This is a genomic window from Cellulomonas sp. KH9 (assembly GCF_900114185.1).
GTDB lineage: Bacteria > Actinomycetota > Actinomycetes > Actinomycetales > Cellulomonadaceae > Cellulomonas.
Genome location: NZ_FOSE01000001.1, coordinates 1,022,775 through 1,044,617, shown reverse-complemented (window position 1 = coordinate 1,044,617; position 21,843 = coordinate 1,022,775). Strand labels below are relative to the sequence as shown.

General features: G+C 76.5%; 23 protein-coding genes. 7 read left to right on the top strand and 16 right to left on the bottom strand.

The genetic code is table 11. From position 1 onward, the window contains the following. Positions 1–24: 24 nt before the first annotated feature. Together menD and BMZ16_RS04710 are read right to left on the bottom strand one after the other, a co-directional pair. A complete protein-coding gene (menD, locus tag BMZ16_RS04715) occupies positions 25–1,962 on the bottom strand; it encodes a 2-succinyl-5-enolpyruvyl-6-hydroxy-3-cyclohexene-1-carboxylic-acid synthase (protein ID WP_089798370.1) in 1,938 nt (645 codons plus the stop codon). Beyond that, positions 1,959–2,915, bottom strand: coding sequence for an o-succinylbenzoate synthase (locus BMZ16_RS04710; protein WP_089798369.1), 957 nt, complete (start codon positions 2,913–2,915; stop codon positions 1,959–1,961). The genes menD and BMZ16_RS04710 overlap by 4 nt, the downstream gene beginning before the upstream one ends. Positions 2,916–2,949: 34 nt before the next feature. Between BMZ16_RS04710 and BMZ16_RS04705 the strand changes: the two genes are divergently transcribed. Further along, positions 2,950–3,933, top strand: coding sequence for a 1,4-dihydroxy-2-naphthoyl-CoA synthase (locus BMZ16_RS04705; protein ID WP_089798368.1), 984 nt, complete (start codon positions 2,950–2,952; stop codon positions 3,931–3,933). 38 nt (positions 3,934–3,971) lie between these two features. Here the strand turns inward: BMZ16_RS04705 and BMZ16_RS04700 are convergent, their stop codons facing one another. Further along, positions 3,972–4,163: a hypothetical protein gene (locus BMZ16_RS04700; RefSeq protein WP_089798367.1), complete on the bottom strand. Its 192-nt coding sequence runs from the start codon at positions 4,161–4,163 to the stop codon at positions 3,972–3,974. Between the two features lie 205 nt (positions 4,164–4,368). Further along, on the bottom strand, positions 4,369–5,451 hold the full coding sequence (locus BMZ16_RS04695) for a DUF3048 domain-containing protein (RefSeq protein ID WP_089798366.1): 1,083 nt from the start codon (positions 5,449–5,451) through the stop codon (positions 4,369–4,371). Positions 5,452–5,652: 201 nt separating this feature from the next. On the opposite strand from BMZ16_RS04695, the gene menE reads away from it, so the two are divergent. Next, on the top strand, positions 5,653–6,810 hold the full coding sequence (gene menE, locus BMZ16_RS04690; RefSeq protein ID WP_089798743.1) for an o-succinylbenzoate--CoA ligase: 1,158 nt from the start codon (positions 5,653–5,655) through the stop codon (positions 6,808–6,810). An 83-nt stretch (positions 6,811–6,893) separates the two neighbouring features. Next, the gene (locus BMZ16_RS04685; RefSeq protein WP_089798365.1) at positions 6,894–7,763 is read left to right on the top strand and encodes a 1,4-dihydroxy-2-naphthoate polyprenyltransferase; all 870 of its coding nucleotides are present in this window, start codon (positions 6,894–6,896) and stop codon (positions 7,761–7,763) included. Between the two features lie 15 nt (positions 7,764–7,778). On the opposite strand, the gene BMZ16_RS04680 is transcribed toward BMZ16_RS04685, so the two are convergent. After that, positions 7,779–8,066, bottom strand: a complete 288-nt coding sequence (locus BMZ16_RS04680) for a DUF4229 domain-containing protein (RefSeq protein WP_089798364.1) — start codon at positions 8,064–8,066, stop codon at positions 7,779–7,781. Positions 8,067–8,108: 42 nt separating this feature from the next. On the opposite strand from BMZ16_RS04680, the gene BMZ16_RS04675 reads away from it, so the two are divergent. Next, a complete protein-coding gene (locus tag BMZ16_RS04675) occupies positions 8,109–8,528 on the top strand; it encodes a PLDc N-terminal domain-containing protein (RefSeq protein WP_089798363.1) in 420 nt (139 codons plus the stop codon). Positions 8,529–8,685: 157 nt separating this feature from the next. Here BMZ16_RS04675 and ccsB read toward each other — a convergent pair whose 3' ends face one another. The 6 genes from ccsB to BMZ16_RS04645 are packed head-to-tail and all read right to left on the bottom strand — an operon-like array spanning position 8,686 to position 14,313. After that, on the bottom strand, positions 8,686–9,708 hold the full coding sequence (gene ccsB, locus BMZ16_RS04670; protein WP_089798362.1) for a c-type cytochrome biogenesis protein CcsB: 1,023 nt from the start codon (positions 9,706–9,708) through the stop codon (positions 8,686–8,688). Continuing rightward, complete coding sequence (locus BMZ16_RS04665) at positions 9,705–11,429, bottom strand: cytochrome c biogenesis protein ResB (protein WP_089798742.1); 1,725 nt, start codon at positions 11,427–11,429, stop codon at positions 9,705–9,707. The genes ccsB and BMZ16_RS04665 overlap by 4 nt, the downstream gene beginning before the upstream one ends. Before the next feature lie 8 nt (positions 11,430–11,437). After that, the gene (locus BMZ16_RS04660) at positions 11,438–12,394 is read right to left on the bottom strand and encodes a cytochrome c biogenesis CcdA family protein (RefSeq protein WP_089798361.1); all 957 of its coding nucleotides are present in this window, start codon (positions 12,392–12,394) and stop codon (positions 11,438–11,440) included. Continuing rightward, a complete protein-coding gene (locus tag BMZ16_RS04655; protein WP_089798360.1) occupies positions 12,391–13,107 on the bottom strand; it encodes a TlpA family protein disulfide reductase in 717 nt (238 codons plus the stop codon). The genes BMZ16_RS04660 and BMZ16_RS04655 overlap by 4 nt, the downstream gene beginning before the upstream one ends. A 1-nt stretch (position 13,108) precedes the next feature. Beyond that, positions 13,109–13,765, bottom strand: a complete 657-nt coding sequence (locus tag BMZ16_RS04650; protein WP_089798741.1) for a histidine phosphatase family protein — start codon at positions 13,763–13,765, stop codon at positions 13,109–13,111. A 50-nt stretch (positions 13,766–13,815) separates the two neighbouring features. Then, entirely contained in the window at positions 13,816–14,313 is a 498-nt protein-coding gene (locus tag BMZ16_RS04645) for a MarR family winged helix-turn-helix transcriptional regulator (RefSeq protein WP_255366358.1), read from the bottom strand. A gap of 108 nt (positions 14,314–14,421) precedes the next feature. On the opposite strand from BMZ16_RS04645, the gene BMZ16_RS04640 reads away from it, so the two are divergent. After that, positions 14,422–14,967 carry a YceI family protein gene (locus BMZ16_RS04640; protein WP_089798358.1) on the top strand — a complete coding sequence of 182 codons (546 nt, stop codon included), beginning with the start codon at positions 14,422–14,424 and terminating at the stop codon, positions 14,965–14,967. Between the two features lie 112 nt (positions 14,968–15,079). Here the strand turns inward: BMZ16_RS04640 and BMZ16_RS04635 are convergent, their stop codons facing one another. Both BMZ16_RS04635 and BMZ16_RS04630 read right to left on the bottom strand, forming a co-directional pair. Next, a complete protein-coding gene (locus BMZ16_RS04635) occupies positions 15,080–15,778 on the bottom strand; it encodes a redox-sensing transcriptional repressor Rex (RefSeq protein WP_089798357.1) in 699 nt (232 codons plus the stop codon). A gap of 52 nt (positions 15,779–15,830) precedes the next feature. Next, a complete protein-coding gene (locus BMZ16_RS04630; protein ID WP_089798356.1) occupies positions 15,831–16,109 on the bottom strand; it encodes a glutaredoxin family protein in 279 nt (92 codons plus the stop codon). 104 nt (positions 16,110–16,213) lie between these two features. Here BMZ16_RS04630 and BMZ16_RS04625 point away from each other — a divergent pair, with 104 nt between their 5' ends. Both BMZ16_RS04625 and BMZ16_RS04620 read left to right on the top strand, forming a co-directional pair. Then, the gene (locus BMZ16_RS04625; RefSeq protein WP_089798355.1) at positions 16,214–17,080 is read left to right on the top strand and encodes an HAD family hydrolase; all 867 of its coding nucleotides are present in this window, start codon (positions 16,214–16,216) and stop codon (positions 17,078–17,080) included. Further along, positions 17,077–17,622 (top strand): GNAT family N-acetyltransferase, encoded by a 546-nt coding sequence (locus BMZ16_RS04620; protein ID WP_089798354.1) that lies wholly within the window; start codon positions 17,077–17,079, stop codon positions 17,620–17,622. The genes BMZ16_RS04625 and BMZ16_RS04620 overlap by 4 nt, the downstream gene beginning before the upstream one ends. Positions 17,623–17,647: 25 nt before the next feature. Here BMZ16_RS04620 and BMZ16_RS04615 read toward each other — a convergent pair whose 3' ends face one another. Genes BMZ16_RS04615 through BMZ16_RS04605 form a run of 3 tightly spaced genes read right to left on the bottom strand, consistent with a single transcriptional unit; the run spans position 17,648 to position 21,572 of the window. Continuing rightward, positions 17,648–18,712 (bottom strand): arabinan endo-1,5-alpha-L-arabinosidase, encoded by a 1,065-nt coding sequence (locus BMZ16_RS04615; protein WP_177199587.1) that lies wholly within the window; start codon positions 18,710–18,712, stop codon positions 17,648–17,650. Further along, positions 18,709–20,223, bottom strand: a complete 1,515-nt coding sequence (locus BMZ16_RS04610; protein WP_089798353.1) for an arabinosylfuranosidase ArfA — start codon at positions 20,221–20,223, stop codon at positions 18,709–18,711. The genes BMZ16_RS04615 and BMZ16_RS04610 overlap by 4 nt, the downstream gene beginning before the upstream one ends. Next, the gene (locus BMZ16_RS04605) at positions 20,223–21,572 is read right to left on the bottom strand and encodes a glycoside hydrolase family 27 protein (RefSeq protein WP_089798352.1); all 1,350 of its coding nucleotides are present in this window, start codon (positions 21,570–21,572) and stop codon (positions 20,223–20,225) included. Before BMZ16_RS04605 ends, BMZ16_RS04610 begins: the two co-directional genes overlap by 1 nt. Positions 21,573–21,843 lie beyond the last annotated feature (271 nt).

The following is a 21,843-nucleotide window of genomic DNA, read 5'->3' as shown; positions in this document are numbered from 1 at the left end:
GCCAGGAGGGATGCGGGCGCCGGCTCAGGCGCCCGGTGACAGGGCCTTGTCCACCGCCGCCGCGACCTCGGCGGCGAGGCGCTCGGCCAGGTTGCGACGCTGCGTGCGGTCGACGCGGACCTCGACGACGCTCGTCCCGGTGCCGGGCGACGCGAGCGCCGGCAGCAGGCCGTCGGTGTCGACCACGCGGGTGTGCCGCACGCCGTAGGCGGCGCACAGCGCGGCGACGTCCACGCCGTGCGGGGTGGCGAACACGCGCTCGAAGACGTCGGCACGCTCGGGCGCACCGTGCTCCAGGGTCGTGAACACCGAGCCGCCGTCGTCGTTCGCGACGACGATCTGCAGGTCGACCGCCGGCTCGGCGGGCCCGCGCAGCAGGCCGCCCACGTCGTGCAGGAAGGTCAGGTCGCCCAGGTACGCCCGCACCCGGCGCCGCGGCAGGGCGAGCGCGACACCGGTGGCGGTCGCGACCGTGCCGTCGATGCCTGCCAGCCCCCGGTTCGCGAGCACCAGCGGCGCGAGGTCCCAGCGTGCGACGAGGTCGAGGTCCCGCACGGGGCTGGAGGACCCGACGACGAGGACGTCGTCCGGCGCGCTGGCGCGCGCGACCGCCCGCGCGAGCGCCCAGCCGCTGACGCGCGGGCCGCTGCGGGAGCGACGGCCGTCCTCCGGGGCGTCGAGCGCACCGGCGAGCACGTCCTGCGCCGCCGCGTCGGCCGTGCGCCAGGCGTCGAGCCACCCGGCCGGGGCCCCGACCCGGCCCTGGCGCATGCGCGCGGGCACGTCGAGCAGCACCTGGGAGGCGTTGCGGGCCGCGTCGGGCCAGTCCGCGCCGCGGGGCGCGACCACGAGGACGTCCACGTCGGGGCGCGCCAGCAGCGCCTGGACGGGCCGCGTCAGCGTAGGGCGGCCGAGCACCACGACACGCCCCGTGCGCCCGCCGAGGCGCTCGTCGGCGAGCAGCAGGCGGTACGCACCGATCGCGGTGGGGCCCTGCCGCGCGCCCGAGGACGGCTCGGCCAGCAGCGGCCAGCCGTTGGCCTCCGCGAGGCGGGTCGCCGCAGGGCCGGCTCCGTCACCGGCGACGACGACGGTCGGCACCGGTCCGCGCGCACGCCGCGACGGGCGTCCGGCGTCGGCCGGCTGGTCGAGGACGTCGACCACGACGGGCACCGTCCCGGTGAGCAGCCCGGCGGGCTCGGCGGGCAGCGCCCGTGCGGCCACGTGGGTCAGGCCCGCGTCGGACGGCGCGGGCCACGGCTCGTCGCCGGGCACGAGCGGGTCGCGGAAGGCCAGGTCCAGGTGCACCGGCCCGGGGTCCTGGGTCCGCGCACCGGTCGCGGCGGCCACCGCGCGGGACACCGTGCGCCGCAGGTCGCGGTCCTCGCCGGGGCGTCCCACGGGGGCGGGCACGTCGACGGCCAACCGCACCGCCGCGCCGAAGATCCCCACCTGCTCGGTCGTCTGGTTGGCGCCCGTGCCGCGCAGCTCGTGCGGGCGGTCGGCGGTGAGGACGACCAGGGGCAGCCCCGCGTGGTGGGCCTCGAGCACCGCGGGGTGCAGGTTGGCGACCGCGGTGCCGGAGGTCGTCACGACCGCCACCGGCCGCGCCGGCACGGGGCCGCGGTCGCCGACGTGGGCCGACGCCTTGCTCAGCCCCAGGGCGAGGAAGCCCGCGTCCCGCTCGTCGATCCGCACGTGCAGCCGCAGCGCGGGCGCACCCGCGGGCCGCTCGTCGTCGGGACGCGCGGCGTCGGCCAGCGCGTAGGCCAGCGGCGCGCTGCGGGACCCCGGCGCGAGGACGACGTCGCGCACGCCCAGCGCCGCCAGCGCCTGCACCAGCACCCGTGCGGCGGCGACCGCGGGGGCCGGCACGGCCGGGTCGCCCGGCGTCGCGGCGGCCGGGGCCCGGCGCCGGCGGCGCGGTGCGGACGGGTCGTCGGGGGTCACGCCGGTCATCATGCCCGACCCGTCACGGCGGCGAGACGCGCCTGCCAGTGCGCGACGACCGCCGGTGGCGCGGCGGCCGCCGCCAGCAGCCGCGGTGCCGGCTCGGGCCGACGGACCTCGATCATCCCGTCGCGGGGCAGCAGCGGGTCCTCGACCAGGTCCTCGGCCAGCAGGGCGGCGGTGGCGAGCCCGCAGGCGTGCGGCAGGTCGGGCAGGGCGGCAGCGAGCGCCAGACCGGCGGCCAGCCCGACCGAGGACTCGAGCGCGGACGACACGACCACGGGCAGGGCCAGCCGCTCCGCCAGCTCCAGGCACGCGCGCACGCCCCCGAGCGGCTGCACCTTGAGCACGACGACGTCGGCGGCCTGCAGCCGCGCGACCGCGAGGGGGTCGTCCGAGCGACGCACGGCCTCGTCGGCCGCGAGCGGCACGTGCGTGCGACGGCGCAGGGCGGCGAGGTCCTCGACGCCCGGCACGGGCTGCTCGGCGTACTCCAGCCCGCCGGCCGCCCGGTCGAGCGCGGCGAGGCGCACCACGGCCGTGTCGACGTCCCACGCCGCGTTGGCGTCGACGCGCACGGCACCGTCGGGACCCAGCGCGTCACGCACCGCCTCGAGCCGGGCCTCGTCGGCACCGGCCGGCTGCCCCGGCTCGGCCACCTTGACCTTCGCGGTGCGGCAGCCACCCGAGCCGCTGACGATGCGGTGCGCGAGCCCGGGGTCGACGGCGGGGACCGTGACGTTCACCGGGACGTGCGTCCGCACCGGCGCCGGCCAGCCCTCGTCCGCGGCCTCGCGCGCCGCCCGCCACCAGCGGGTCGCGGCCACGTCGTCGTAGTCGCGGAACGGGCTGAACTCCCCCCAGCCGGCGTCACCCCGCACCAGGACGCCGTCGCGGCGCGTCAGCCCGCGGAACCGGGTGCGCAACGGCACGTCCCACACCACGGCCTCCGGCTGCGCGCTCACGGCTCCAGGCTACGGCGCTCGTTAGGGTGGGCCGGTGAACGACAGCGGCACCCCTGCCCCCCTGCCCGTGCGCGTCTCCGAGACGTTCGACCCGACCCGCTGGCGCGACGTCGAGGGGTTCGAGCACCTCACGGACGTGACGTACCACCGGGGGCGCGCCCGCCCGACCCGCGAGCAGGTCGCCGCGGGCGCCGCCGAGCGGGACCTCCCGGTGGTACGCATCGCCTTCCACCGGCCCGAGGTGCGCAACGCGTTCCGGCCCCACACGGTCGACGAGCTGTACGCGGTGCTCGACCACGCCCGGACCACGTCCGACGTGGGCACCGTGCTGCTCACGGGCAACGGCCCCTCGCCCAAGGACGGCGGGTGGGCGTTCTGCTCCGGCGGCGACCAGCGCATCCGCGGCCGGGACGGCTACCGGTACGCGGACGGTGACACGGCCGCCGCTGTCGACCCGGCGCGCGCGGGACGCCTGCACGTCCTCGAGGTGCAGCGGCTGATCCGGACGATGCCGAAGGTCGTCGTCGCGCTGGTGAACGGCTGGGCGGCCGGCGGGGGGCACTCCCTGCACGTGGTGGCCGACCTGACGATCGCGAGCCGGGAGCACGCGCGGTTCATGCAGACCGACGCGAACGTCGGGTCGTTCGACGGCGGGTACGGCTCCGCGCTGCTCGCGCGGCAGGTGGGGCAGAAGCGCGCCCGGGAGATCTTCTTCCTGGCCCGCGAGTACTCGGCGGACGACGCGTACGCGTGGGGTGCGGTCAACGACGTGGTCGACCACGCGGACCTGGAGGACGCCGGGCTGGAGTACGCGCGGATCGTGGCGACCAAGTCGCCGCAGGCGGTGCGGATGCTGAAGTTCGCGTTCAACCTGGCGGACGACGGCCTGGCCGGGCAGCAGGTGTTCGCGGGCGAGGCCACGCGTCTGGCCTACATGACCGACGAGGCGGTCGAGGGCCGCGACGCGTTCCTGCAGCGTCGGGAGCCGGACTGGTCAGGCTTCCCGTACGCGTACTGACTCTCGTGCGGTGAGGGTGCGCCGGGCGCGGTGACGCGTCAGGCGCCGCCGACCCACGAGGCGAGGTCGACGAGCGTGGCGACCATCGCGCCACCACCCACGAGCAGGGCGACGAGCACGAGGCCCGAGGCGACGACCGCGACGGCCGACCGCAGGGAGCGGTCCTCCACGGCGGGACGGGGCGCACGCGCCGGACGGACGGTGACGGGGAGCGAGGTCTCGGTGGCCATGCGACAAGCCTGGCCGGGCACCGGCCGCCACCGCGTCGGCCTGCAGGACCGCGCAACGGCGCGGTCCTCTCGTCCCCGCGGGTGCCGCCGGTCCCCCGCAGGGACGAGGCGGGCTCCCGCGGGGTCCACCCCGGGGTGCACGGCTCCCCGCCGGCCGCGTGGTGCGGGGCCCGCGCCGGCGCCCGGCGCAGGCGGCCGGGTCGCGTCAGGAGACGGTGAGCGACCCGCTGCCGGCCGGCACCAGCTCGACCCACGTGTTGCCGGGCGCGAGCGTCGCGTCCGACCCGTCGGGCATCAGCAGCCGCAGCGGCTGGTCCTGCGCGTCCTTCTGCCAGCGCACGGGCACGGTCCGGCCGCCGGTCGCCACGACCGCGTCCCCGGAGCCGACCAGCTCGTACGTCGGGACCGGTGCACCACCCTGCGCACCGAACCCGGTGTCGGGGTGGGCCGCGGTGATCATGACGACGTTGACCGCGGAGAGCCGGGCGCCGCCGGCCGCGACCGCCGGCTCGGCGCCCTCGGAACGCAGCCAGGTGCCGGTCGCGGCGTCCCACGTCCACACCGGGTGCGACTGCCCGGAGAGGCGCAGGTCGAGCGTGCCGGCCGGCGTGCCGGCCGTCGCGGCGGCGGCCTGCTCGGCCGTGCGGGCGAACGCGAACTGCTCGGGCGGCGCCGTGCGGCCGGCCTCGGCGGTCCCCCACCACGTGCTGAGCGACCCGTAGACGTTGTGGGGCGCGCGCCGGGCGCTCACCCGGTACAGGCCCGGCGCACCGGCGTCGTGGGACACGACCTGCACGCCGGACGCGTTCACCAGGTCGAGGATGCCGCCCTGCCCGCCCGAGAACGCGAACAGCCCGTGCAGGGGCGCCACGATCAGGGGGTCCATCGGCCGCACGGAGCGGATCGGCCCGACCTCCTCGGGGGCCTGCGAGTGGAACACTGCGACGAACCGCGACACCTCGAACTCGACGATCGTCTCCCAGACCACGTCGGCCTGCTCGAGCCCCGCCTGCGGGCGCGCGGCGGAGGTGTTCTCCACCTTCACCGCGATGGCGGGCCGCGGGTCGGGGACGCCGGCGACACCCGTCAGCGGCCACGTCGGCGGGACGTCCGGTGCGGGGACGGCCTGCTTGTCGGCGACGACCTCGGCGCGCTCCGTCACCGTGGGCGCGGGCTCGGCGGCCGGCGACCCGCAGGCAGCGAGAGCGAGGGCGCCGATCGCGACCAGTGCGCCGGACCGTGCCCGCCACCTGCGCGTCGTGCGCGTGCGTCCCACCGTCGATGCCATGCGTCCGTCTCCTGTTCCCCACCGGCACGACCCGGCGTGCGCCCGTGCGCACCGGGTGCCGGTCGCGCCCCGGCCCGACCGCCGCGGTCGGACCGCGGGACACTCTACGACGCGCACCTCGGTGGGCCGGTGAGGCGGTGGTCCCGGAGCCCGGTGACGGCGCGGCGCACGGTCGGCCGCCCGACCACCTACGCTGTGCAGGTGGACCGGCCGCTGCGCGACGTGCCCGCGCAGGCGCGGGACGTCGTCCCTGCACTGACCGCGGCGATCGAGGGCACGGGCCCCGCGGTGCGGGCGCTCGACGACGCCGGACCGACCCCCCGCGCCGGCGCGCACGTGCCCGCGGACGTGGCGGTGGTCGTGCGCACCTCGGGCTCGACCGGTCGGCCGCGCGACGTGATGCTGTCGGCCGCGGCCCTGCGGGCCTCCGCCGACGCCACCGCGGCACGACTCGGCGGCCCGGGCAGCTGGCTCCTGGCGCTGCCCGTGCACCACGTCGCCGGCCTGCAGGTGGTGCTGCGCTCCGTGCTGGCCGGCCGCGGCCTCGCCACGCTGCCCGACGGGCCGTTCCGTGCCCCCGTCTTCACACGCGCGGCGCGTGCGGCCACCGACGGGCCGGGACCGCACTACACGTCGCTGGTCCCCACGCAGCTCGTCCGGGTCCTCGACCACCCGGAGGCCACCGCCGCCGCGCTGGCCTTCGACGCGATCCTCGTGGGCGGCGCCGCGTGCCCTCCCCCGCTGCTCGCCCGCGCGCGCGCCGCCGGGCTGCGCGTGGTCACGACCTACGGCATGACGGAGACCTGCGGGGGCTGCGTGTACGACGGGCGCCCGCTCGACGGCGTGTCCGTGGCGGTCGACGCCGAGCAGCGGGTGTCGCTGGCCGGGCCGGTGCTGGCCACGGGGTACCTGCACCGCCCGGACCTGGACGCGACGACCTTCGTCACCACGCGCGACCGGCGCTGGCTGCGCACGGCCGACCGGGGACGGCTGGACGACGGCGTGCTGCACGTCCTCGGCCGGCTCGACGACGTGCTGGTCACGGGCGGCGTCAAGGTCGACCCCCTGGCCGTCGAGGAGGTCGTCGCCGGTCTGCCCGGGGTCCGGGAGGTCTGCGTGGTCGGCGTGCCCGACCAGCACTGGGGCGAGTCGGTCGTGGCGGTCGTCGTCACCCACGACGGCGCCGTCCCGCCCCTGACGGCGCTGCGCACGGCCGTCGCGTCGGCGCTGGGCCCGGCGAGCGCGCCGCGCCAGGTCCTGGTGGTCGACGAGCTGCCCCTGCGCGGCCCCGGCAAGCCCGACCGGCGGGCCGTCGCCCGCCTCGCGGCCCGGCGCATGTCCGAGCACCGCACCACCTGATCCGCACCGACCGACGCCCGCACGCGCGACCGGTCCTGCCGCCGCGTCACCCGCCCCGCACCCGTCCCACGAACAGGAGCACGATGGCCACCGCCTCCGACTGGCTCGCCGGTGCACGCCCCCGCACGCTGCCCGCCGCCGTCGCCCCCGTGCTCGTCGGCACCGGTGCCGCTGCCCAGGTCGACGCCGCGCACACCGGGCGGGCGCTGCTCGCCGCGGGGGTCGCGCTGGCGCTGCAGGTGGCCGTCAACTTCGCCAACGACTACTCCGACGGAGTCCGCGGCACCGACGTGGACCGGGTGGGGCCGATGCGCCTGACGGCGTCGGGCACCGCGGCGCCCCGGCAGGTGCGCACCGCGGCGTTCGCGGCCTTCGGCGTCGCGGGGCTGCTCGGGCTCTGGCTCGTCGCCCTGTCCGGTGCGTGGTGGCTGCTGGCCGTCGGCGTGCTGTGCGTCGTCGCCGCCTGGACGTACACCGGCGGGCGCCGGCCGTACGGCTACCTGGGCCTCGGCGAGGTCGGGGTGTTCGTGTTCTTCGGGCTGGTCGCCGTCCTGGGCACCACGTACACGCAGGCCGGGACCGTCACGTGGCCGTCCGTGGTCGGAGCGGTCGCGGTGGGGCTGCTCGCGTGCGCGCTGCTCATGGCGAACAACCTGCGCGACGTGCCCACCGACGTCCTGGCGGGCAAGCGGACGCTCGCGGTGCGGCTCGGGGACCACCGCGCGCGCCGGGTGTACGCGGGCATGGTCGTGCTGCCGGTCCTGCTGGGCGCGGTGTGCGCGGTCGTGGCGCCGTGGTCCCTGCTGGTGCTGCTGCTGCTCGGCCCCGCGGTGCTGCTCGCGGTGGCCGTGCTGGCCGGCGCCCGCGGCATCGCCCTCGTGCCGGTGCTCGGTGGCACCGGGCTGCTCGAGCTGGGCTTCGGGGTGCTCCTGGGGGTCGGGCTCGCGCTGTGACCCGCGGGGCGCGGGTCAGCGCTCCGCGGCGCCGGTGCCGCGCCGCACGGCCGACGCCTCGGTGTCCTCGTCCCGGGCGTCCCGGGCCGCGGCCCCGCCGGACGCCCGTCGCCGCGCGGCGCGGGCGGCCAGGTGCAGGGCTGCGGCGTCACGCTGCCGCGTGAGGAACACGTACGACAGCCCGAACGCGAGCACCGCACCGAGCGCCGGTGCGAGCCAGGAACGCATCCCCACCCCCCACAGCACGCCGGTGGCGACCAGGAAGAGGGCGATGCGCAGCAGGGAGTACGTCACGACGGGCACCCCCCCAGGGTAGGCGTCCCGCAGCGCGCATAGGGTGGACAGGTGCTCAGGTACCTGCCGATCGTGATCGTCGTCGCACTGTCCGTCTACTGCGTCTTCGACGTGCTGGGCAGCGACGAACGCCGCCGGCGCGGGCTGTCCCGGCCGCTGTGGCTGGTCGTCGTCCTGGTGCCGCTGCTCGGCGCGGTCGCGTGGCTGCTGGCCGGGCGGGGCGCGTCGCAGGGCGGCGTCGCGCGACGCCCCGCGGGCCCGGTGGCCCCGGACGACGACCCGGAGTTCCTGTTCCGGCTCGACCAGGAGCGCCGCCGCCGCCAGCAGGAGCGGGACGCGGGCGGGACGGGCACCGGCGCGACGGGCACGGACGACGCCCCCGGCGCACGGGACGGCGGCGCACCGCGGTCCGACGACGGCACCGCCGACGGCACCGGGCCGGCGGCCAGCGACGACGCACCGTCCGCCTGACGGTCAGGACGACCCGAGGTCGGTACGGGGGCCCGTGAGGACGCCGCCGTCGACCTGACGGGACGGCACGACCCGGCAGACGCCCTGCCGACCCCCTGGCACGCGAACGCCCCGCCCCGCGGCACGAGGCCGGGCGGGACGGGGCGGGCGGTCGGGCTCAGAGCCCGGAGTACGAGTGCTTGCCGTCGATGAACAGGTTGACGACCGTGAAGTTGGCGAGCACCACCGTGTACGCGACGAACACGAGGTACGCGGCCTTGCGCCCGGACCAGCCGCGCGTGGTCCGCGCGTGCAGGTAGGCGGCGTAGACGACCCACGCGACGAAGGTGCCGACCTCCTTGGGGTCCCAGCCCCAGTAGCGGCCCCACGCCTCCTCCGCCCAGATGGACCCGCCGATGAGCGTCAGGGTCCACAGCACGAAGCCGACCGCGTGCTGACGGAACGACGAGGCCTCGAGCCGCCGGGCGTCCGGCACCTGCTCGAGCCACGCGAACGCCGGGCCGGTGACGCGGGCGCCGTGCAGCGCACGACGCACACCGTCGAGCCGCGACCAGGGGCGCTCCAGGCGGGTGCGTCCGGTGGCCCGCGCGTCGCGCAGCACCTGCAGCGCGGTGGTCGCGAAGGCGACCGTGAAGATGCCGGTGGCGAGGATGGCGACGCCGACGTGCAGGACCAGCCAGTAGTGCTGCAGGGCGGGCTGCACGGCGTCGGCGCGCACGTGCAGGGTGTTGAGCGCGAGCACGAGCGCGAGCACGGAGATGCCGGACACCAGCACCCCGACGAACGCGATCGGGTACCGGCGCTGCACCACGACGAGCGCGGCCAGCGCGCAGAACACGCCCACGATCGTGAACTCGTACATGTTGGCGGTCGGCCACCGGCCGGCCGCGACGCCGCGCAGCACGATGGCCACGAGCAGCAGCAGCGCACCGAGGGTGAGCGTCGAGCGTGCGATGCCGGCGGCCCGGCCGCCCGCCGTGCCCGCAGCCGTGCCGTCACCGGCCACGGCCGTGCCCGCCGGGGGCGTCGCGGGTGCGCCGGCCCCCACCAGCGCGGGGACGCGGACGTCCCGTGCGGCCTCGGTGAGCCGGGTGAGGTCGACGGAGTACGCGATCAGCGCGAGCGTGAGCGCTGTGGCAGCCGACCAGACGAAGAGGTCGCTCAGCTCGGCGACGGTCATGACCTGTCCTCCTGCGGGACGTCGGGCCCGGTCGGGGTGTGCGACGGGCGGGGGGCGCCGAGCACGTCCGCGAGGACGCGGTCCAGCTCGGGCTGCAGACCGACGTCGTCACCACGGGCGAGGCCGGCAGCCGTGACCACTGTAGCCGCGGAACCGGGACCTTCGTCCGTGGCCGTGGCGGGAGCGGCACGCACCCAGATCCGTCGGCGCGGGGCGAAGAGCGACGCCGTGAGGCCCGCGAGCGCGAGCAGCGAGAACGTCAGCACCCACGTCAGCGACGGGTCGTGGCGCAGGTCGAGCGCGACGAACCGGGGAAGGTCGTCGAACGTCAGGGTGCCCAGCCCGTCCGGGAGCTCGACGGTGTCGCCGGGCCGCACGTAGAGGGTGACCACGTCACCGTCCGCGTCGACGGCCTGCTCCATGCGCGACTCGTCCAGGCGGTACACGTTCTGCGGCACCCCGGTGTCCAGCCCCAGGTTGCCCGACCACACCGACAGGACCAGCAGCGGGTCGTCGGGCTGCGGGTGGACCGAGCGCCACAGCCCGGGCACGGGCTCCTGCGCGGTCGGCAGCAGGAACCCGACCAGCCCGACCTGCGGCTGGTCGCCCGACACGTCGGGGACCTTGACGACGCCGCGCGAGGTGTACACGTCGTCCTGCGGCAGGAACGGCACGGGTCCGGAGAACGCGACCTCCCCGGCCGCGTCGTGCACCGTGACGGCCGGCGCGTAGCCGTTGCCCTGCAGGTACACCTTCGCCCCGCCGGCGACCGTGGGGTGGTTGACCTTGATGGTGCGGTCCTCCGGCTCGCCGCCGGGCTCCGTGACCGTGACGTGCGCCGTGAAGTCGCGCGACTGCAGGGTCTCGGGGTCGAACCGCGCCTCGAAGTCGTCGAGCCGCATGGTGAACGGCACGAGGTCCGCGGGGTCGAACGCGGAGCCCCGCTCGAACGTGTCGTACGCGGCCTGCACGTTGGCGAACCCGGTGCCCTGCACGACGATGGCCTGGCCGCGGTAGTGCAGCATCTGGCCGGTCGCGATCGCGATGAGCAGCCCGACGAGCGCGAGGTGGAACACGAGGTTGCCGGTCTCGCGCAGGTACCCGCGCTCGGCGGACGCCGACCAGACGCCGGCGCCCTCGTCGTGCACGTCGACGCGGAAGCCGGGCACACCGAGCCGGCGGCGGCGCAGCACGGCCGCGGCGCGCTCCACGACGTCGCGCGGCGCGTCGGGGGACGTCCCGCCGCCCTGCGCGGGGAACCGCCCGAGCCGCCGCGGGGTGCGCGGCGGGCGGCCGCGCACGGCCGTCAGGTGCACGCGGGTGCGCGGCAGGATGCAGCCGATCAGGGAGACGAACAGCAGCAGGTAGATCGCCGAGAACCAGACCGACGCGTAGACGTCGAAGAACCCCAGACGGTCCAGCCAGGGCCCCGCTGCCGGGTGGTCGGTGAGGTACGCCGCCACCCCGCCGGGGTCCTGCGGGCGCTGCGGGAACATCGTGCCCGGCACGGCGGCGACGGCCAGCAGCACGAGCAGCAGCAGGGCGACGCGCATGCTCGTGAGCTGCCGCCACGCCCAGCGCAGCCAGCCGCGCAGCCCGAGGGCGGGCAGCGCGTCGGCCCGGGCCGGCGCGGTCGGCTGCTCGCCACCGTCGGTGAAGGCGTCGTCGAGGCCCTCGGGCCGGTAGCCCGGGGTCGTGGCGGGACCCGCGTCGGGGGTCACGGGGCCGCTCACAGCGCCGGCACGAACGGGTCGCCACCGGTCAGGGCGCCCTGCAGCCAGGCCGCCCACGTGCCCCACGCACCGGTGAGGAGCGCGACGCCGAGCACGACGAGGACGGCGCCACCGGTGCGCTGGACGGCGAGCCGGTGCCGCTGCAGCCAGCGCACGGCGCGCTGCGAGCGCTGCAGCCCGAGGCCGACGAGCACGAACGGCAGGCCCAGGCCCACGCAGAACACGGCCGCGAGCAGCGCGCCGCGCCCCGCGGACCCACCGGTGAGGGACAGGGTCAGGATCGCGGCGAGCGTCGGCCCGATGCACGGGGTCCACCCGAGCCCGAACGCGACACCGAGCAGGGGCGCACCCCACACGCCCGCGCGCGGCGCGAGCCGCGGCCGGCGCGCGGCCTGCAGGAAGGGCACGGCCCCGAGGAACGCGAGGCCCAGCACGACGGTGAGCGCGCCGAGCACGCGGCTCACCGGGTCCTGCCACTGCCACAGCGCGGCGCCGAGCGTGCCGGCGAGGGTGCCGAAGGCCACGAACACGAGGGTGAAGCCCGCGACGAAGAGCGTCGCGCCCAGCAGCAGCGTCCGACGACCCGCCGGCGTGGGCAGCGGCACCGCGGCACCGTCCGCGGCGGCCGGCAGCGCAGTGGCTCCGGCGTCGGCCGGCACGGCCGTCGGGCGGACGTCGGCCGCGGCGGTGGCGGGCGCGGCGGTCACGGGCGCGGCGGTGGCCGCGCCCAGGCGGACGACGCCCGTCGCGTCCACGAGCCCGAGCCGCGCGCCCGGTGCTCGGCGCACGCCACCGACGAGCCCGCCGAGCAGCCCGAGGTAGCCGGGCACCAGCGGCAGGACGCACGGGGACGCGAAGGACACCAGGCCCGCGAGCAGCGCGACGGGGACGGCGAGCAGGAGGGAGCCGTCGACGACGGTCGCGCCGAGCCCGGCGGTGAGCACCCCGCTCACCGCGCACCCCCCGCGGGTGCACCCGGCGGCGGGACGACCGTGGCCGCCGGCCCGGAGGCCGAGGCGTCCGGCGTGCTCCCGGCACCGGCCGCGTCCCGCGCCGACGGGTCCTCCGCCAGCAGGTCCTCGACCAGCGCGCGCAGCGTCGAGGGCTCGACGAGCCCGAGCACGCGCGCGGCCACGCGGCCCTCGCGGTCCAGCAGCACGGTGGTGGGGACCGCGTTGACGGGGACGACCCCCTGCAGCGCGGCGATCGCGGTACCGCTGGTGTCGTCGAGCGACGGGTAGGGCACGGCGAGCTGCCGCTGGAACGCCTGGGCGGTGCCGGCGGCGTCCCGGCTGTTGATGCCCAGCACCCGCAGGCCCTGGTCGGCGTAGTCGGTGGCGACGGCCGCGAGGTCGGGCGCCTCCGCCCGGCACGGCGGGCACGCGGCGTACCAGGTGTTGAGCAGCACGACGTCGCCGCGCCACTGCGCCAGGTCGTGCGCACCGCCCTCGTAGTCGGTGCCGGTGATCGTCAGGGGGCCGACACGGTCGTCCGGTGCCCACGTGGTGGTGGACCCGTCGCCGGACTGGTAGCCCTGGTCGACGACGTCCGGCACGTCCCCCGCGGGGTCGTCGGTGCCGCACCCGGCGAGCAGGAGGGCGAGGGTCGTGGCCAGGGCCGCGGGGACGAGGGCGGCGCGGTGCCGGCGGGCGGGGCGGCGACGCACGTCAGGCCCCTGCGACGGGGGACGCTCCGGGCAGCAGGGACGCGGCGGGCTCGCCGTAGCCGACGCCGACCAGCGTGTCGTCCTCGAACCGGAGCGTCGTGAGGGAGGCGAGCGCGCACTGCCGGCGGCGGGGGTCGTGCCACAGGCGGCGGTTCTCGAGCGCCCGGCGCGTCACCCAGATCGGCAGCTGGTGGCTGACGAGCACGGCCTCGTGGCCGCGCGCGGCGGCGCGGGCGGCGTCGACCGCGGCGAGCACCCGGTCGACCTGCTCGGCGTACGGCTCGCCCCACGACGGGCGGAAGGGGTTGCGCAGGAAGGGCCAGTGGGCCGGGTGCCGCAGCGAGCCGTCGCCGACGCCGAAGGTCATGCCCTGGAAGTGGTTGTCGGCCTCGATCAGCCGGTCGTCCGTGCCGACGGGCACACCGAACGCCGCGGCGATGGGTGCGGCGGTCTCCTGCGCGCGCTGCAGCGGGGAGGACGTGACCACGACCACGTCGCGCCGGGGCGCGCCCTGCTCGCCGGCCAGCGTGGCGGCGACGAGCTCGGCCATCCTCAGCCCCCGCTCGGACAGCCGGTAGCCGGGCAGTCGGCCGTAGAGCAGACCTTCGGGGTTGTGCACCTCACCGTGCCGCAGCAGGTGGACCGTCGTGGCGACCATGTGCACAGTGTCGCAAAGTCTGCGCCGTGCCCGTGCGCGCGTCGGCGGGCTCAGGGTGCGGCGGCCCCGTCGGCGGCGGGCGGGCACCCCGGGCCACGCAGGTGCGTGACGACGACGCGCATCGCCGCGCCCAGCGCGGCCAGCTGGGCGTCGTCCAGCACGTCGACCAGGTGCCGCCGCACGGACTCGACGTGACCCGGTGCCGCGGCCACGAGCACCTGCCACCCGTGCTCGGTCAGCACGCAGTTCACGCCGCGGGCGTCGTCGGGTGCGGGCTCCCGCCGGACGATGCCGGCGCGCTCCATGCGGGCGACGGTGTGCGTCAGCCGGCTGCGGGAGTGCGCGAGGTCGTCCGCGAGCTCGGACATGCGCAGGGCGCGGCGCGGCGCCTCGGAGAGCCGCACCAGCACCTCGTACTCCCCCATCGACAGCCCGCTGCTCTCGTCCAGCTCACGCCCCAGGACGTCGAACAGCAGCGCGGTCCCGTCGCGGAACGCGCGCCAGTCCCGCTGCTGCGTGGCGGAGAGCCAGCGCACGTCGTCGGGCACGGGTGTCCTCCTCGGGGTTGCGGTCGGCAGCCCACCGTAGTAGAAATGTCAACAACAGTTACTTGTCGAATCAACGAAATCGTTCGGCACCAACAGCGGAGGACCCCCATGACCGCTCTGCCCACCGGCCTCACCGCCGGCACCTGGAACCTCGACCCGACGCACACGGACGCGTCCTTCACGGTCCGTCACGCCGGCATCTCCAAGGTCCGCGGCACGGTCGCCGTGACGTCGGGCGCCCTCACCGTCGGTGAGGACCTGGAGTCCTCGGCCGTCTCCGTGACGCTCGACCCGTCGACGGTCACCACCGGTGACGCCAACCGCGACGGCCACCTCAAGAGCGGCGACTTCTTCGACGTCGAGACGTTCGGCGAGTGGACCTTCGTCTCCACCGCCATCCGCACGGACGGCGACAAGCACGTGGTCGTCGGCGACCTGACGATCCACGGCGTCACGCGCGAGGTCGAGCTGGAGACCGAGTTCAACGGCACCGCGGTGGACCCGTTCGGCAACACGCGCGCCGGCTTCGAGGCGACCGTCACCATCTCCCGCAAGGACTTCGGCCTCACGTGGAACGCCGCGCTCGAGGCGGGCGGCGTCCTCGTCGCCGACAAGGTCCGCATCGACCTGGACGTGTCCGCCATCAAGGCCTGACGCACCCCACCGGGGCACCGCGCCCCGACCCCGCCCGCGAGGGCGCGACGTCCCCCGTCGCGCCCTCGCGGCACGTCCGGCCACGGCCGGCACCGCCCCTGGGCGCCCCCGCTCACGACACCCCGCCGCCGGCGCTGCGCGCGCGGTCGTGGAACGCCAGGATCTGCAGCTCGGACGCCACGTCCACCGCCCGCACGTCGACGTGCGGCGGCACGCGCAGCGCGCACGGCGCGAACGTGAGCACCCCCACCACCCCGGCGGCGACCAGCGCGTCGCACACCTGCTGGGCGACGGCCGCGGGCGTCGTCAGCACCGCGATCGTCGCCCCCGTGCGCGCCACCACCTCCGCCAGGTCGTCGGCCGGCTCGACCACGAGCCCGGCCACCGTGGTACCCACCACGGCCGGGTCGGCGTCGACGAGCCCCACCAGCACGAAGCCCCGCTCGGCGATGCCGGCGTAGTTCGCCAGGGCGTGCCCCAGGTTGCCGACGCCCACCAGCAGCACCCGGCGCACGTCCGCCAGCCCGAGGGCCACCGTGATCTGCTCCCGCAGGTGCGCGACGTCGTAGCCCACCCCGCGCCGCCCGTACGAGCCGAGGTACGACAGGTCCTTGCGCAGCTGTGCCGGGGTCACGCCCGCACGCTCCGCCAGCTCGTCCGACGACGTGAGGACGGCACCGGCCGCCGCGGTCGCCTCGAGGGCCCGCAGGTAGCCCGGCAGCCGCCCGACCGTGGCGGACGGCACCGGCTGGCCGTCACGTCCCGCGCGGCCGTCGGCCCCGCGTCGTGCTGCGCTGCGCCGACCGTCCACTGACCCTCCGCACCCGCGTCGCCGGGCACGGCCCCGGCGCCAGGATCACACGCTAGGGCCTGCCGCCCCCCGCCGCGAGAGCCCGCCGCAGGCGCGCCTCGTCGATCCGCCAGTACCCGCGCCGCACCCCGTCGACGTCGACCACCGGCACCAGCTCACCCAGCTCGTCGGCCGGCAGCCGGCCGTCGGGTCCCGGCACGTCGACGTCGACCTCCGCCCAGGTCGCACCGACCTCGCCGCACACCCGCTCGACGAGCGCCCGCGCGTCGTCGCACAGGTGGCAGCCGGCCCGTCCGTACAGCACCACCCGCGGTGCGCTCGTCCCGCTCACGCGCCCACGCTAGCCGTGCCGCCCCCGGCGCCGGCACGCCCCGGCACGTGGGCACGTCGCGGACCCTGCGTCACGTCGGGCCCCGCGCTCGTTACAGTGTCGGGATGCGAACGGGCGACGGCACGGACGAGCCCGCCGTCGTGGCCGCCACCGCGCAGACGCCGCGGGCGGCGCAGGTGGACGACGGCACACGCGTGGCCGCGTTCTTCGACGTCGACAACACGATCATCCGGGGGGCCAGCGCCTTCCACCTCGCCGTCGGCCTGTACCGGCGCGGGTTCTTCCGCAAGCTGGACCTCGTGCGGTTCGCCGGGCAGCAGGCCCGCTACCGGCTGTTCGGCGAGGACAAGGACCAGATCGACGACGTGCGCGCCCGCGCCCTCGACATCATGCGCGGGCACTCGGTGGCCGAGGTGACCGCGATCGCCGAGGACGTCTACGACGAGGTCCTCAGCCTGCGCATCTACCCGGGCACCCAGGCGCTGCTCGACGCCCACCTGGCCGACGGCCACGCGGTGTGGCTGGTGACCGCCACGCCCGTGGAGATCGGCGAGCTCATCGCCCGCCGCCTGGGTGCGTCCGGGGCGCTGGGCACGGTCGCCGAGCACGTGGAGGGCTTCTACACCGGGCGGCTGGTCGGGGACCTGCTGCACGGCGAGGCCAAGGCCGCCGCCGTCCGCGCGCTGGCCGAGCGCGAGGGGTACGACCTGGCCCTGTGCCACGCCTACGGCGACTCCACGAACGACGTGCCGATCCTGTCCACCGTGGGCCGGCCGTGCGCCATCAACCCCGACCGCCGCCTGCGCCGGCACGCGGCCGAGGTCGGGTGGCCCGTGCGCGAGTTCCGCCACCGCCGCCGGCAGGCACGCCGCGGGGTGAACGCCGCGAGCCTGGCGGGCCTGACCTGGGCCGTGGCCGTGGTGGCGCGCGCCGTCCTGCGGTCGGTCCGGCGCCGGATGGGGGCCGTGTGACCGCCACGACCACGTGGTCCGTGCGGACCGCCGACGCGCAGGACGCCGCCGCCCTGGCCGCGCTCGCCGCCGTGACGTTCCCCCTGGCGTGCCCGCCCGGCTCGACGCCCGAGGACCAGCGTGCGTTCCTGGCGGCGCACCTGAGCACCGAGCGGTTCGAGCAGCACGTGGCCGACCCGGCACGTGTCGTGCTGGTCGCCGCGACCCCGGACGGGGAGCTCCTCGGCTACACCGTGCTCGTCGCCGGCGAGCCCGCCGACGAGGACGCGCGCGCCGCCGTCCACATCCGCCCCACCGTCGAGCTGTCCAAGTGCTACGTGCACCCCGACCACCACGGCGCCGGTGTCGCCGCCACGCTCCTGCGCACGTCGTTCGACCACGGCCGCGCGCTGGGCGGCTCGGGCATGTGGCTGGGCGTGAACCAGCACAACGCCCGCGCGCAGTCGTTCTACACCCGTGAGGGGTTCGCCGTCGTCGGCGTCAGGCACTTCCAGGTCGGCGGACGGCTCGAGGACGACTACGTCCTCGAGCGCCCGCTCTGACGACGGCCCGCCGACCCCGCGCCGTTCACCCCCGGTCCGCGGCCTGCTCCTCGCGCGTCGTCGCCACCGGCCACCCGTCCGCGTCCCACGCGAGCTCGCGGACGCCCAGGCGGAAGTCGCCGCCGGCCGCCGCGTCGTACCAGTGGAAGGCGAGGAACCCGCGGGAGTACGACTGCCCGCCGGGCCCCACCATGTCCCCGCGGCCGGCCAGCAGGACCTCGCCGCCGTCCATGGTCATGTCACGGCCCGCACGGTCGACGTACGGGCCCGTCACGTCGCGCGAGCGCCCGACCGCGATGCTGTACGTCGAGTCCGAGCCCCGGCAGCAGGTGTCCCGGGACACGAGGAGGTAGTACCAGCCGTCACGCCGGAGCAGGTACGGCGCCTCGATCGCGTTGGGCGCGCCGACCCGGCTCGCGATGCGCCGCGGCGGGGCGTCGGGGTCGGCCCGCAGGCCGTCCGGCCACGCCAGCTCGACCAGCTGGATGCCGCCCCAGAACGACCCGAAGGCCAGCCACGGCGTGCCGTCGACGTCGAGGACGCCGGCGTCGATGGCGTTCCAGCCGTCGCGCCCCGGCTCGGAGGACAGGACCTCCCCCCGGTCGACCCAGCCGTACGCCGGGTCGTCGGGGTCGAGCGTGGGGCTGGTCATGAGGCCGATGAGCGAGCGGTTGGAGCCGAAGGTCGACGCGGCGTAGTAGAGGTACCAGGTCCCGTCGTGCTCGACGACCTCCGGCGCCCAGAAGTTCTCGACGCCCGGGATGCGCTCCTCCACCCAGGCGGGGCGGGTCGCGGCGTCCCACACCGTCCCGACCAGCTCCCAGGTGCGCCCGTCGTCCGTGGACCGCCGGACCTGCGGGGCACCCAGCCCCACCCGCACGTCACCGGTCGAGAACACGTACCAGGGCTCCCCCGGCTCGCCGACGACGAGGGCGGGGTCGTGCGTCCGCACGTCGCCCACCGGGTCGAGTGCGGTGGCGGCCGGCGGCGCGGGCAGCAGCGTGCGCGGCAGCAGCACCCCGGCGCCGCCGGCGAGCAGGACCGCGACGACCGCGACGGCCGCCCACGCCCGCCGGCGGCGGACGCTCACGCGACGGGTCCCAGGCGCAGCACCGTCCACGACACGGGCGGCAGCTCGGCGCTCAGCCGACCGTCCGCGACCCGGGCCGTCGCGTTGGCCCGCGGGGCGACCGACGTGTCGTCGTCGGCCGTGGCCGACCAGGTGTGGTCGGGGTTGGCCAGCGTCGACGCCTCGACCAGACGCAGCCCCGGCAGGGCGCGCAGGTCCACGTCGAGCGCGGCCGGCGCCCCGGTGGAGCGGTTGACCACGAACACGGCGACGTCGCCGGTCTCCTCGTCCCGCGTCGCGACGGCGTCGACGAGCGCGGCGTCGCCGTAGCGGGCCGTCTCGTACGTCGGGGACTCGACGGCCACCTGCAGCACGTCGCCGCGGGCCCACCGGGCGGCGGCGGCGAACGGGTGGAAGATCGTCTGCTTCCAGACCCGCCCTCCGGGCTCGGTCATGATCGGCGCGATGACGTTGACCAGCTGGGCGAGCGACGCGGCGTGCACCCGGTCGGAGTGCCGCAGCAGGCTGATCAGCAGGTTGCCCACGACGACCGCGTCGGCCACGTTGTACCGGTCCTCCAGCAGCACGGGCGCCACCGGCCAGTCGTCACCGCGCGGCGGGCGGGACTCGGCACGCTTCTGGTACCAGACGTTCCACTCGTCGAACGAGACGTGGATCCGCTTGCTCCTGCGCTGGGCGGCACGCACGGCGTCGGCCGTCGCGGTCACCGACTCCACGAAGTGGTCCATGTCGACCGCGGAGGCGAGGAACGAGCCGAGGTCGCCCTCCTCCTCCCAGTAGTAGGCGTGCGCGGAGATGTAGTCGACCTGGTCGTACGCCTCGGTGAGCACGATGCGCTCCCACTCGCCGAACGTCTCCATCACCGAGCTGGACGAGCCGCAGGCCACCAGCTCGATGCCCGGGTCGACCATGCGCATGGCACGCCCGGTCTCGGCAGCCAGGCGGCCGTACTCGTACGCGGTCTTGTGCCCGGTCTGCCACGGCCCGTCCATCTCGTTGCCGAGGCACCACATCCGCACGCGGTACGGGTCGGGCGCACCGTTGGCCCGCCGCAGGTCGGACAACGCGGTGCCGCCCGGCACGTTGCAGTACTCCAGCAGGTCCACCGCCTCCTGCACGCCGCGGGTGCCGAGGTTGACCGCCATCATCGGCTCGACCTGCGCACGCTCGGCCCAACGCATGAACTCGTCGACACCGACCGTGTTGGGCTCGGTGGAGTGCCACGCGAGGTCGAGGCGGCGCGGCCGCTGCTCGACGGGACCGACGCCGTCCTCCCACCGGTACCCGGACACGAAGTTGCCGCCCGGGTAGCGCACCGTGGACACCCCCAGCTCGCGGGTGAGCTCGAGGACGTCCTTGCGGAACCCGTCCTGGTCGGCCGTGGGGTGCTCCGGGTCGTGGATGCCGGTGTAGACGCAGCGCCCGAGGTGCTCGACGAACGAGCCGAACGTGCGGCGGCGGACGGGCGCGACGCGGAACGCCGGATCGAGGGTGAGGCGGACGGGGATCATCAGGGCTCCTGTCGGTGGTGCGGGTGGTGCAGCTCCACCCACCGCACGCCGTGCGGCGGGACGTCGAGGTCGATCACGCCGAGGGGCTCGGGCGTGGTGACCACGGGGTCGGGCAGGTCGGCGCCGGACCACAGGTCGCGCACCGCCCACGGCCCGCGGCCGGCGTCGGCGTCACCGAGCACCGCGGTCAGCGGCAGCCGCTCGGTGCGCGGGTGGGCACCGGTCCAGAACACCGCGACGTAGACCGACCCGCTGCCGTCGCCGGCACGCGCGGCCCACACGACCACCTCGCCGCTGTCGTGCTCGTCCCCGGCGGGCTCGCGCAGCAGCTCGCGCCCGTCCGTGCCCGTGCGCAGCACGTGTCCCACGGCCGGTGTCGTGAGCAGGGCGATGGTCGCGGGGTCCGAGGTCGGCAGGTCTCCGCCCATCATCAGCGGCGAGCGTGCCATGACCCACAGCGTGAGCAGGGTGCGCTGCTCGTCGGGCGTGAGCCGGCTGCTGCGGTCCTCGCCCCGCTCGGCGCGGATGCCGATGCGCCCGAGCGGCAGCATGTCCGCGTCGGCCCAGCCCCCGGGCCGCTGGTGCGGCGCCCACCGCGCGAGCCGCGCGAAGTTGGCGTGCACGTCCTCCCAGCGGTCCCAGAGGTCGTCGCAGACGCGCCACATCTGCGCGTGCTCGCGCAGCACCGGCAGGTGCTCGGTGGACAGGCGCGTGCCGGGCGACAGGGACAGCACGATGTCCCGGCCGGACCGGGCGATGGCGGTGCCCCACGCCGCGACGGCGTCGGCGTGGAACGGGGCCAGCATGTCGTCGACCTTGACGAGGTCGACGCCCCAGGAGGCGAGCTGCGCGACGAGCCCGTCCAGCCAGTCCTGGGCGCCCGGGTGGGTGTGGTCCAGGCCGACCATGTGCCCGTTCCACGGGCACGTGGACGTGGGGTCGGCGACGTCGGCGGTGGTCCAGCCGCCGTCACCGGGGACCGGCAGCGCCGCGGCCACCGCGCGCCGCGGCACCCCGCGCAGCACGTGCACGCCGAACCGCAGGCCCAGGGCGTGCACCTGCGCGGCGAGCGCCGTGAACCCCGTGCCGTCGGCGGCGGACGGGAACCGGCCGGGTGCCGGCTGGGGGTAGCCGTGCGCGTCGAGCACGAGCCGCGCGTCCTCGACGTAGCCGTGCGGGCGGGCGTCGGGGTCGGACCAGTCGATGTCGACGACGACCGTGTCCCACCCGGACGGCGCCAGGTGCTCGGCCATGAAGCGCGCGTTGGCGAGCACCTCGGCCTCGGTCACGGTCGTGCCGTAGCAGTCCCAGCTGTTCCACCCCATGGGGGGCGTGCGCGCCCACGTCATCGTCAGGCTCCTCCGATCGGCTCTACATCGTTGTAGGCCCCCACCCTGCCCGACGCCGACGAGGGCGTCAACGCGCGGTGGCGACCTCGCGCGCGCGCCGACCGTCGCCCCGCCCCGCACGCCCTCCGCGCCGGCCGCGGCGTCGCCCGGGCGTCGTTACGCGATCGTGGCTTGACCGGCGGCGGATCGCGTGGCACGTTGTGCAACGTTGTAGTTCAACGTTGTAACGCGACGTTTCAGACGGACGTCGGAGAGGTCAACGACGACCAGC

Excerpts from the sequence above, each read along its gene's own strand:
- BMZ16_RS04650 (WP_089798741.1), bottom strand. The coding sequence starts at position 13,765 with ATGGTCGCCACGACGGTCCACCTGCTGCGGCACGGTGAGGTGCACAAC.
- menD (WP_089798370.1), bottom strand. The coding sequence starts at position 1,962 with ATGATGACCGGCGTGACCCCCGACGACCCGTCCGCACCGCGCCGCCGG.
- BMZ16_RS04625 (WP_089798355.1), top strand. The coding sequence starts at position 16,214 with ATGCGAACGGGCGACGGCACGGACGAGCCCGCCGTCGTGGCCGCCACC.
- BMZ16_RS04685 (WP_089798365.1), top strand. The coding sequence starts at position 6,894 with ATGGCCACCGCCTCCGACTGGCTCGCCGGTGCACGCCCCCGCACGCTG.
- BMZ16_RS04640 (WP_089798358.1), top strand. The coding sequence starts at position 14,422 with ATGACCGCTCTGCCCACCGGCCTCACCGCCGGCACCTGGAACCTCGAC.
- BMZ16_RS04700 (WP_089798367.1), bottom strand. The coding sequence starts at position 4,163 with ATGGCCACCGAGACCTCGCTCCCCGTCACCGTCCGTCCGGCGCGTGCG.
- BMZ16_RS04610 (WP_089798353.1), bottom strand. The coding sequence starts at position 20,223 with ATGATCCCCGTCCGCCTCACCCTCGATCCGGCGTTCCGCGTCGCGCCC.
- ccsB (WP_089798362.1), bottom strand. The coding sequence starts at position 9,708 with ATGACCGTCGCCGAGCTGAGCGACCTCTTCGTCTGGTCGGCTGCCACA.
- BMZ16_RS04695 (WP_089798366.1), bottom strand. The coding sequence starts at position 5,451 with ATGGCATCGACGGTGGGACGCACGCGCACGACGCGCAGGTGGCGGGCA.
- BMZ16_RS04605 (WP_089798352.1), bottom strand. The coding sequence starts at position 21,572 with ATGACGTGGGCGCGCACGCCCCCCATGGGGTGGAACAGCTGGGACTGC.